Origin of the sequence: Peptacetobacter sp. AB800, assembly GCF_047807365.1 — a bacterium.
In the GTDB taxonomy this organism is placed as follows: domain Bacteria; phylum Bacillota; class Clostridia; order Peptostreptococcales; family Peptostreptococcaceae; genus Peptacetobacter.
Genome location: NZ_JBLOUI010000029.1, coordinates 1 through 11,723 on the forward strand (window position 1 = coordinate 1; position 11,723 = coordinate 11,723).

Sequence of the window (11,723 nt, forward strand, 5' to 3'; positions counted from 1 at the left end):
CGTTACTCACCCGTCCGCCGCTCTTCTCCGAAGAGAATCGCTCGACTTGCATGTGTTAGGCACGCCGCCAGCGTTCATCCTGAGCCAGGATCAAACTCTCAAAATAAAATTCTTCGAATTTTATATCGCCAACGAATTTTCAGCTAATGTTTAAAATTCCGTTGCTCAAAATAAAATTAGTTTGTTATATCCGCTCAGATGTTATCTCAAAATATCTGGCATGGTTTGTATGGCGTTCGAACAATTTGTTCGAACTAAATATATCTGCTGTTCAGTTTTCAAAGTTCACTTAAAACTTTCGTTTTATTTTTTATTTTCTTGCCCTCTCTCAAGGACAAGTATTATAATATCAGCTTTCACATTTTACGTCAACACTTTTTTAAAAACTTTTTTTAATTTTTTCATCAACAAGTAATTTATATATTTTTTTCGATTTCTTTTAATTCTTCTATATCTAGTTTTACCAATGCTTTTAGCACTTCTTTTCTTTCTGTTTTATCTTCATATTTTTTTATAATTTTTTCTCTCAGTTCCCCCAATAAATCTACATACTCAGCAAAAGACTCATCATAAATTTCTTCTAAATCTCTTCTAATTTTTGCAGATAAAGCTGGAATTTTTCCTCCAGTAGATATTCCTATCAATAAATCTCCTCTTTTCACATAAGAAGAAACAGTAAAATCAGATAAATCTCTGCTATCTACTACATTTATCAATTTAGACTTTTTTCTACATATACAAGCAATCTCTTCATTAACCTCTTTATCATCAGTAGCCGCTACAACTATATCAAACTTATCTATATACTCCTCTCTAAAAACATCATTTATTAAATCTACTTTATTTCCAAGCTCTAAAAATCTACTGTCAAAATCTGGAGCTAAAACAGTAATGCTTTTTCCAAAATCTAAAAAATTCATACACTTTCTCAGCGCTACATTACCTCCACCTACTATTATTATCTCCATATTATCTAAATTCAAATTTACTGGATAAAACAATAACTTCACCTCTTTTCAAAAAATCACCTAAAATAATAACCTCTATTATAACTTTATCCAATAACCCTAGTAAAAAAATCATAAAGTGACTTATTTGTTTTTTTATTAATCTCTCTATCTTCAAAAAACTTTGGGATTGGTTCATATGGATTCCGTTCTCCACAAATATCAGCACCTATAATATCATGATCCATTAAAAATCGTTTCAATATCTTCTTCAAAAGCTCAACCGACATCTTTCCTTGACTCCAATTAGTCTTTGCATAATGCTTGCTCAAAACATCTTTATCTATAGAAACATACAATGGTACATCATTTTTTATAAGCTCCAATTTTTCCTCAGCAACTTTCTCTTCCAAATCTCTAAGGCTAACACACACCAACTTATCAAACTTTTCCTTTGATATACCCTCAATATCATCTATATTCTTCTGACTTGGTCCTATTAAAATCAATTGCTCTAAATTATCATTATTTTCTAATACCTCTCTAGCCCAATCTCCGCAACTAGTAAAACTATGGATCATAGGAACTTGCATATCATTATGATAATCAAACAAAACAAGAGAAAACTTCCCTTCTAACTTTTCTACAAAAAATTCTGTCATATAATGATAATTTCCAGAATCTATAAAATGCACTCCATTTGGGCTGTATTCTTCTAATCTTCTTTTTATTTCATCAGCTGCATCATCTGTACAATACATATTTGTCCCAGATATATCTGAACAATCTACCCAATCTGTATCTCCTAAACTCTCTGCTATCTCCTTAGAGTATGTATTACTAAAATTAACAACCAAATTTCTATCTTTATACTGCATTATCTATTCATCCCTTTCAAAAGCTAGTACCTACTAGCAAAAAAAGGGAGCCTAAAATATTAGCCCCCTTTTCCCCGTATTCATTTATTATATATCAACTAAACTACTTTGTCTAACTTTAAACTAAAAGCTTTTACCAAGTAATCTAATTATACTTTTCTATCTCATCTCTAAGTGTATCTATCAAATCAGAACCTATATCATTTTCAATATCATCCCAAACCGACTCACTTGCCTTCTTCATAGCTTCTAAAGTTTTCTTATCTAAGTTTATAATCTCTGTTCCACTTTCTTCAATAACATTAATTCTATCATCAAGCTGTTTATCTGTAGTATTTCTCGCCCATACTTTAGACTCTTCAGCAGCCTCATAAACAATAGCCCTTTCTTCATCAGTAAGTGAATTCATAACCTTAGATGAAGCAATACAAGTAACTGGATGTATAAAATGATTCGTATTTACAAGATAATCCTGCTGCTCATAAAATCTTGGAACAATTATCGCCTCTAGTGGATTTTCCTGAGCATCTATAGTTCCTTGCTGAAGTCCTATATACACCTCAGAATAAGACATCGGTGTAGGATTTGCACCCAAAGCTTTCCAAAATTTTATATGATATGGATTTTCCATAGTTCTTATCTTTAATCCCTTAAAATCGCTCAATTTATCTATCTTCTTGTTGGAAGTAGTCTCTCTAAATCCTTGATCCGCAATTCCAAGAAGCTCTACATCCTTTTCACTATAATATCCTTTTAATTTTTCAAAAAGCTCTCCATCAAGAACCTTTCTAGCAATCTCAATATTATCAAATGACATAGGAGCATCTAACACAGCTGCTTCTGGAATAAAAGAAACCTGTGGTGAAGTCGCCTGAAAAACAAAGCTAATATTTCCACCTTGGCAAGCCTCAAAAATTTCACTATCTCCTCCAACCTGAGAATCGCTGTATGTCTCAACTTTTATCTTTCCATCAGATTTTTCCTCTACTCTCTTTGCAAAATCTCTCATGAACTTTGCTGTGACAGTATCTGCACCAGAATCACAAGCTGCATAAAGAGTAATATTCTCTCCAGTTCTAGCAGATTTTTCCCTTCTCTCTGCAGTATCCAACGAAGAACACCCTACCATAGAAAAGGCTAAAACAGATAAAACTCCCAAAGATATTAACTTTTTAAACTTTTTAGCAAATAAATTCGTCTTTCTGTTCAAAAATTTCACCTCCTAGAAACCTATAGCAGAGCCAAACTCAGCTGAGGTATGAATGTTATCAATACTAACACCACCATAAATGCAATAATAAATGGAATTGCACTCTTTATAATCTCTTCCATCTTTATATTTGTTATTGTACTCGCAACAAATAAATTTACACCAAGTGGAGGAGTTACAAATCCTATCGCCAAGTTTACAACCATCATAATACCAAAATGAATTGGATTCATTCCGTAGCTCTGTACTATTGGTAAAAGTATCGGTGTCAAAATTAAAATCGCAGGTGTAGTATCCATAATCATACCTACAAATAATAAAAGTAAATTTATTAAAATTAAAAGAACAAACTTACTAGACACAGAACCTGTTATCATATCTGTCATCATTTCAGGTACCTTTAAGAAAATCAATACCCTAGAAAAAGCAGTCGCAGCTGCTATTATAAATAATATAGTAGAATAAGTTTTCACTGACTCCACTAAAACATCCCAAACATCTTTAATTTTAAGCGTTTTATACACACAAACAGAAAGTATAAGTGCATAAAACACAGATATAACTGCCGCCTCTGTTGGAGAAGCTATCCCACTATATATAGAACCAAGAACAATTATAGGACATACTAAAGCTAGAAAACTATCCTTAACTAAATTTAAAAATCCCATAGCTTTAAGACTATCTCTATACTCGTTTAATTTTTCCTTATCTTCACCATATTTCTTACAGTACATCCAAGAATAAACCATAAGTGCAAATCCTATAATTAGCCCCGGAATTATACCTGCCTTAAACAAATCAGACACAGATGAACCTGATGCCTGTCCATAGAAAATAAACGGAATAGAGGGTGGAATTATAACACCTATCCCTCCAGCAACTGCAACAAGCGCTGTGCTGAATTCCTTCTTATAACCCGCTCTTGCCAATATTGGAATTGTCATAGCTCCTACTGCTGCAGTAGTTGCAGGGCCAGAGCCTGAAATAGCTCCATAAAACAAACAAGTACAAATAACTGCTATAGGTAATCCTGCTGTCTTATCTGATACAAAATATGCAAAGAAATCAAACAGTTTCTCAGAAATCTTTCCTCTAGCCATAATATTTCCCGACAATATAAACATCGGTACCGCTAAAATAGGGAAACTATTAACTCCATTTATCATAGATCTTATAATATACTGTGCATCTGCCGGAAACCAAGGATTCGCTAAATTAGGCAATATACTAATTGAACCAAGTACTGCACCAACCGGTAGCCCAGCAATTAGCAAAAGTACAAATAAAAACATTAAAACTCCTACTGCCATAATAACCTCCTAAAAATCCGACTTTATTCTTTCATCTTTATTCTTTAAACATAATACAATTTTTTCAATTACCCTAACTATAGCTAAGCCAGAACCTACAACTACAGATAAATAGACTATATACATCGGTAATCCTAAAGCTGGACTTCTCTGCCCACTTAAAAATGAGTTTTTAACAACTAAAAATCCAAAAATAAACACCAAAGCAAAAAATAAAACCATTAAGACTCTATCTATCATTAATACGATATTTTTAAATTTTGCTGGTAAATAATCTATGAACTGTACAACTTTTAATGATGTTCCTTTATTTATACAATAAGGTACGCCTAAAAAAGCTGACCATATAAATAAATATCTTACTAACTCCTCAGACCATGTTAGTGAATTTTGGAATACATATCTAGCTATAATTTGAACCCCCAACACTAAGGTCATACTTATTAAAAGTAAAACCAGCAAAACCTCTTCAAATCTATCCGGTATTATCTTTTTCACCGCCATATCTCCTTTCAAACTTAAATAAACTACAACTCTCATTTATTTTCGCATTTTAAATTGTTAAATAAATGACTTTTTAAAACATTATAATCCCTTTCAAAAATTTTTATTAATTACGCCCTTTCAAATGTATTCATTTATATCCTTCAATTTAATTCAATAAATCAATACTATTTGAAAAGGGCGTATTCTCTACAATATATAATTTCTACTATTATAAACTAGCGTGTACTATATTTAAAACAGTTTTTAAATCCTCAACATTTATCTGTCCTGGAGCAGATACTTTACCTACAGCTCCAAAAGTAAGTGCTGAACCAAATGCCTCTCCACTTAATCTACTTATAGCTCCTGTTCCTGCCATTGACATTGTTATTATAGGTCTATCAGCGTAGTTAGTGTACATTTCTTCAGTTGCTGCAAGAAGAGTTATCACATCTTTTTTATTCTGAGGCATAACCGCTATCTTAGGCACATCTACTCCTAATTCCTGCATTTTTCTTAATCTACCTACTATATCGTCTTTTTCTGGAGTTTTGTCGAAATCGTGGTTTGATCCAACTACTTTTACTCCATTTTCATGAGCTGCTTCTACAACAGCTTTAACATATTCATCTCCTGTAAATGCTTCAACATCAACTGCATCTACTAATCCAGTTTTTGCAGCATTTATATTTAATTCAACATATTTATCTGCTTCTATTGCCTTTTCTCCACCTTCTTTTGAAGTTCTGAAAGTGAATAATATTGGAGTTTCTCCTAAAGTTTCTCTAAGTTCTTTTAAAACTTCTTCTGTTTTTCCAAAGTCAAATATATCATCAAACCAGTCAACTCTGAACTCTACTATATCTGCTCCAACCTCATTTATTTTTTTAGCTGAATTTATTATTTCTTCTTTTGTCTTTCCTACTATCGGCACACATACTTTAGGAGTCCCTTCTCCTAATACTATGTTTCTTATTTTACAAGTATTCATACTTTCCTCCATAAATCTAACTCTATTTTTATTTTAATAACCTTATTTCCTTTTATTTATACGATATACTCTAACTATATTAATTTAAAATATATCCTACCATTTCTATGTTTGTCTATGTTTTCTTTTCTACTATTTTATACTTTATTATACTAATTTTCTCTAGCTGCTTCTTCTAATTTAGAGAATCTCATATTTACTAAAAGTGCAAGTAAAACACCTATAGCTGTTATAACTATATTCATCATCATAACTGCTTCTGGTCCACTTGTTGCACCTATTTTACCAGCAGCTGTTAATATAGTATAGTTTGATAATGATGAAGCTATCATTATTATACTTGTTATTGTTCCTTTTATTTTAGGGAATAAATCATTTACTGTAGCTGTTGCAAGCTGTAAAACACCACCTGCTGCTGAATAACCTATAACAAATGATCCTATCATACATATTGCTGGAGTTTTTATCATTAAAACTGCAACTAACATCGCTAAAGATATTAATGGATATAAGAATAAGAACCTAACTTCTTTTATTTTGTTTACAAGTATTGAAGTAAGTATTATCGCAACTATTGTACCTGCTGAGTACCATACCTGCATCTGTCCAGCATCCCGCATTCCTGCCACTTCTGTACCAAAAGTCTGTGCACAGTTTAACCATAACTGGAATGTAGCTGTACAAGTAAATCCTATAGCTATTAAAGCTAAACTTTCTTTTGTAAATTTAGTGTGTTTTATATTTTCCATTAATCCAGGAACTTTTTCACCTTTTTCAACCTTAGTTTCTGGAAGTTTTATTCTAGTAACTAATAAACCTATAACCACTAAAGCTACTGCACAACCTATCATAAATGTTGAGTAAGATATATTGTTTGTTGCAAATAATCCAAGAGTTATTGGTAATAATAACTGAGCTGCTGATATGAATAATTTTGTAAGCATTGTAGCAAGTCCTGATTTTGGAGCAAGTATTTCAACACATGCTGGTATTACCCCTGTATCAAGGAATGAGTTTGCTACCCCACCTAATATAGCTACTATATAAGCAACCTGAACATTTGGTGAAAATGCTAATCCTATAAAGAATATTGCATAAGATGCTACACCTATAAGAGAACATATTCTTCTTCCTAATTTATCTGATATCGGTCCTGAGAATGGAAGTGTTATAAGTCTTCCAAGACCTAATGCTGCAGCTATCATAGTAACTGAATCTACTGATGAATTCCACTGAAGCGCAAGTGATTCTTTTATAACCTGCTGTCCTAATATACTACAACCTATACCATGTATAAAGTAGTTAAGATACAGTATAAATGCACTTGAGTATAATTTCTTTTCCTGTGTCTGAGTATTTTCCATATTTAAATCCGTCCATTTCCTAATATTTTTGAATCTACCCTTTTTTAGTTTTATATCTATTCCTAGTTTTTATATTTATTTCTATTTTTTATTCGTATTTTATACCTAAAGTTTCTTTCATATATTCTATTGGCATTGGCTGTCCAGTCCATAATTCAAATGCTGCTGATCCCTGGAATAACATCATTCCTAAACCATTCATTGTTTTGCATCCAACTTCTTTAGCCATTCTTAACATTTCTGTTTCTCTTGGGAAATAAACAACATCTGTAACTATTAAATCTTTTCTAAAGAATGATTTATCTGGTATATAAGTCTGTCCTTCAAGTGGTTTCATTCCCATTCCTGTTGCATTTGCAAATAGATAACTATCTTCTATTTCTTCTTTTAATTTATCTAAGTCTGCTAAATCATATAATGTAGCTTTACAATTTGTTTTTGTGTTTATTTTTTCTACAGTTTTTTCTGCATTTGCCCAAAATTCATCTTTTCTATTGAATATAGATATTTCTGCTACACCATCAAGTGCTGCCTGTATTTCTATTGCTGTTGCAGCTCCACCTGCACCAACTATTGTCATTTTTTTACCTATAACATCTATATCATTATCTTTTAATGACTGCATATATCCTATACCATCTGTTATATGTCCTGTTAATTTTCCGTTGTCGTTTACTATTGTATTTACTGCTCCACACATTTCTGCAGCTGGTGATAATTCATCTAAATATTTATGAACTACAGTTTTGTTAGGCATTGAAACATTTGACCCTCTCATCTTTAATGCTCTAAGACCTGTTATAGCATCTTCTAAAGTATCGTTATCTACTTCAAATGCTAAGTATGCATAGTCTAAACCTAATTTTGCAAAAGCTTCATTCTGCATTGCTGGTGAGCTTGAGTGTCTTATTGGGTAAGCCATTAACCCTATTAATTCTGTGTATCCTGTTATTCTTTCTGCCATTTTATTTTCCTCCAAATTTTATAAAGTATATTTAAGTTTTAGTCTGTTCTATCACAGACACTTTATTTAATATTTATCAAACAACCTCTTTACCCATATTATATATACGCTCTATTAATAATTCCAATATATCTTTTAACCATTTTTGATAGTATTAAACTATCAATTATGTTATAATTAAATTATTATTAATATGATTAAATACTTAAATCCGATTAGTACTGTATTTTTTCAATCCTTTTAGTTTTAAAAATAACAATTTTAAAAGAAATCGTTATCAATATATTTTTTATTAAGGAGGGCAAAATGACATTAAATCAGCTTTTATATTTTCAGACAGTAGCAAGATTAGAACATTTTAGAAAGGCTGCTGAAGAATTAAATATTTCTCAGCCAAGTCTTAGTCATTCAATGGCATCTTTAGAGGATGAACTCGGAGTAAAATTATTTCAAAGAAATGGAAGAAATGTCACACTTACAAAATACGGAAAGATTTTTTTAGAAAAAGTAGATTCTATATTATTTGAAATTCATCTAGCAGAAAAACAAATGAAGCGGCTTTCTGGGAATAAAGGTCATATAGATATCGCATATGTTGCTCCACTTTCTTATATATACATTCCCAAACTAATTAGAAATTTCTTAGAAGAGGATGAAAATAAAGAAGTTACTTTTAGTTTCCATCAATGTCTAACTAAAGATATATTATCTGGGATAATGAAAGATAAATACGATGCCGGATTCTGTGCTTTTGTTGAAGACTATCAAGATAATATCGAATTTACTCCTCTTATAAAACAAGAGATGGTTCTTATAACATCTATTGATCACGAACTATCAACTAAAGATACAGTAGAATTAAAAGAGATAGAAAAATATCCATTCATAGGATATGACAAGACATCTGCACTTGGTAATTACACTAGATATATTTTAAAGAACAAATCTATACACCCTGATATAATATATGAATGTCCAGACGAAAACTCAATTGCTTCATTAGTAGCTGAGGATTTTGGAATAGCTATTGTAGCAGATATAGATTCACTTGAAAACTACAATATAAAAAAATTAAGAATAAATGGAGAAAATTTATATCATACAGTACATCTAGCATACAAAAAAGATAGTTTCCAACCAAAATCACTTAAAAACTTCATAAAATTTGTAAATACTTTTGAGCTTGAATAAAATCAAGCTCTTTTTATTTGCACATTTATATTTAAACTTTTTAATTTTATCAAAACTACTCCCCTAATCACACACAAAATATAGTCTGTTAATTTTTTAAAAATGAAATCGTTTCATTGATAGTTTTATACTATCAATTTTGAGTTTAATTAGTATTAGATTTATCATTATACCCGTTATATAATTGTCATAAAGAATTAATCATTAGTTTTTAGACATTCTAATAATTTTCAAAATAGAAATTTTTTCAAAAACAACCTCTAGAGAATTTGAACACTTTTTAACAACAACTTATAAATTAAAAATTTACACAGATTATTAAAGGAGAATAAAAAATGTACAATCATATTTTTGAGCCGCTTACTATAAGAAGAATGACAATGAAAAACAGAGTTATGATGACTCCAATGGGAACAAACTACGCAGGACAGAACGGAGAAATAAACGAAAAACATATAAAATACTACGAACAGAGAGCAAAAGGTGGAACTGGTCTTATAATGGTTGAAAATGCAAGTGTTTCATCACCAGAAGGATCAAATGGAACTACTCAGTTAAGAATAGACCACGATAGCTATATCCCAGGTCTTTACAATCTTACAGAAACAGTACATAAGTATGGAACTTGCATAGGTATTCAGATAAATCATGCTGGAGCATCTGCAATGTCTTCAAGAACAGGAATGCAGCCAGTATCAGCATCTAATATACCATCAAAAGACGGTGGAGAAATTCCTAGACCACTAGAAGTTGAAGAAATATACGACATAGTAAAAAAATACGGAGAAGCAGCAAAAAGAGCTCAGATAGCTGGATTTGATGCAGTTGAAATACATGCAGGGCACTCATATCTTTTATGCCAGTTCCTTTCACCAGTATATAACAAAAGAACTGATGAATTTGGTGGATGTCCAGAAAACAGAGCAAGATTCGCTAAATTAGTTTTAGAAGAAGTTAGAAAACAGGTTGGACCATTCTTCCCTATATTCTTAAGATTTAGTGCAGAAGATTTTGTTGAAGGTGGAAATACTTTAGAAGATACTCTTGAACTTCTTGAATATTTCCAGGAAGAAGCGGACGTATTAGACGTATCAGCTGCTCTTAATGCATCACTTCAGTACCAGATAGATGCAAACTACATGAAAGATGGATGGAGATCTTACATGGCTAAAGCAGTTAAAGAAAAATTCGGTAAACCTTGCGTTACAACTGGTAATATAAGAAACCCAGAAGTTGCTGAAAAAATATTAGCAGATGGAGATGCTGATATAATAGGTATGGGACGTGGTCTTATAGCTGATCCAGAATGGGTAAACAAAGTTGAAGCAGGTAAATTAGATTGCTTAAGAAAATGTATATCTTGTAATATAGGTTGCGCAGGACATCGTATAGGACTTAATAAACCAATAAGATGTACTATAAATCCATCAGTTATAAACGGTGAAGAATACAAGAATAAAAAAGTAGAAAAAACTTGCAATGTAGTAGTTGTAGGTGGTGGTACAGCAGGACTTGAAGCAGCTTGTACTGCAGCAGAATTAGGATGTACAACATTCCTATTAGAAAAGAATGATCATTTAGGTGGATTATCTGCTCTAATATCTCAGATACCAGATAAAAACAGATTAGGTGATTTCCCTAAATATTTAATAAATAGAGCTAAAAAATTACACAACTTATTCATATTTACATCAAATAATGGAGATCCAGAATTTATAAAAGGACTAAACCCAGATTTAATAGTTAATGCTACAGGTTCAGCTCCTCTTCTTCCACCAATAAAAGGACTTCACGACAATATAGATAAAGAAGGCGGAAAAGTTTCTTCAATAGTAAATATGATAAACCACATAAACTCATATCCAGCTGATTTAACTGGCAAAAAAGTTGCCGTAATCGGTGGTGGAGCTGTTGGTCTTGACGTTGTTGAATTCTTCGCACCAAGAGGCGCAGAAGTTAGCATAATAGAAATGATGCCAGCAATCGGTGCAGGAATAGATCCAATAACAAAAGTTGATATAAACACATTAATGAATAAATACGGTGTAAACCAGATGCCTAACACAGCACTTAAAGAAGTATTTGCAGATCACTTCCACGTTGAAACAAAAGAAGGTCCTAAAGATTTATACTTCGACTATGGATTTATCTGCTTAGGAATGAAAGCTCAGACTCCAGTATTATCAGGACTTCATGAAGCCTTTGATAAAGATGGTGTTGAAATAATAAACATTGGAGACAGTATGCGTGCTAGAAGAATAATAGAAGGTACTTCTGAAGGTAGAGATCAGGTAATACTTGCCCTTACTAAAAAAGGTTTCTTAAAATAGATAGCAATACACTCTAAAATATATATATAGCTCTGGCCTTCAAGCAGAAGTT

At 31.7% G+C, this 11,723-nt stretch carries 10 protein-coding genes and 1 rRNA gene; 2 read left to right on the forward strand and 9 right to left on the reverse strand.

The genetic code is table 11. The annotated features are described in order from the left end of the window. The 9 genes from ACK2WN_RS08670 to ACK2WN_RS08710 all read right to left on the reverse strand — a co-directional run. A 16S ribosomal RNA gene (locus tag ACK2WN_RS08670) occupies window positions 1-106 on the reverse strand; the annotation flags it as partial. Between the two features lie 310 nt (window positions 107-416). Then, complete coding sequence (locus tag ACK2WN_RS08675; RefSeq protein ID WP_300531765.1) at window positions 417-1,001, reverse strand: precorrin-2 dehydrogenase/sirohydrochlorin ferrochelatase family protein; 585 nt, start codon at window positions 999-1,001, stop codon at window positions 417-419. Between the two features lie 53 nt (window positions 1,002-1,054). After that, entirely contained in the window at window positions 1,055-1,825 is a 771-nt protein-coding gene (locus ACK2WN_RS08680) for an arginase family protein (protein WP_330000161.1), read from the reverse strand. Window positions 1,826-1,970: 145 nt separating this feature from the next. Then, window positions 1,971-3,044, reverse strand: coding sequence for a TRAP transporter substrate-binding protein (locus ACK2WN_RS08685; RefSeq protein ID WP_300531759.1), 1,074 nt, complete (start codon window positions 3,042-3,044; stop codon window positions 1,971-1,973). An 11-nt stretch (window positions 3,045-3,055) separates the two neighbouring features. Further along, entirely contained in the window at window positions 3,056-4,345 is a 1,290-nt protein-coding gene (locus tag ACK2WN_RS08690) for a TRAP transporter large permease (protein ID WP_416155351.1), read from the reverse strand. Window positions 4,346-4,354: 9 nt separating this feature from the next. Further along, window positions 4,355-4,849: a TRAP transporter small permease gene (locus ACK2WN_RS08695; protein ID WP_040410182.1), complete on the reverse strand. Its 495-nt coding sequence runs from the start codon at window positions 4,847-4,849 to the stop codon at window positions 4,355-4,357. A gap of 211 nt (window positions 4,850-5,060) precedes the next feature. Next, window positions 5,061-5,822 (reverse strand): type I 3-dehydroquinate dehydratase, encoded by a 762-nt coding sequence (aroD, locus tag ACK2WN_RS08700; RefSeq protein WP_300529182.1) that lies wholly within the window; start codon window positions 5,820-5,822, stop codon window positions 5,061-5,063. A 152-nt stretch (window positions 5,823-5,974) separates the two neighbouring features. Continuing rightward, on the reverse strand, window positions 5,975-7,186 hold the full coding sequence (locus ACK2WN_RS08705; RefSeq protein WP_416155352.1) for an MFS transporter: 1,212 nt from the start codon (window positions 7,184-7,186) through the stop codon (window positions 5,975-5,977). Window positions 7,187-7,274: 88 nt separating this feature from the next. Beyond that, on the reverse strand, window positions 7,275-8,150 hold the full coding sequence (locus ACK2WN_RS08710) for a shikimate dehydrogenase (protein WP_300529178.1): 876 nt from the start codon (window positions 8,148-8,150) through the stop codon (window positions 7,275-7,277). Window positions 8,151-8,456: 306 nt separating this feature from the next. Here ACK2WN_RS08710 and ACK2WN_RS08715 point away from each other — a divergent pair, with 306 nt between their 5' ends. After that, entirely contained in the window at window positions 8,457-9,341 is an 885-nt protein-coding gene (locus tag ACK2WN_RS08715; protein ID WP_006439021.1) for a LysR family transcriptional regulator, read from the forward strand. A 335-nt stretch (window positions 9,342-9,676) separates the two neighbouring features. Beyond that, on the forward strand, window positions 9,677-11,671 hold the full coding sequence (locus tag ACK2WN_RS08720; RefSeq protein ID WP_416155353.1) for an FAD-dependent oxidoreductase: 1,995 nt from the start codon (window positions 9,677-9,679) through the stop codon (window positions 11,669-11,671). Window positions 11,672-11,723 lie beyond the last annotated feature (52 nt).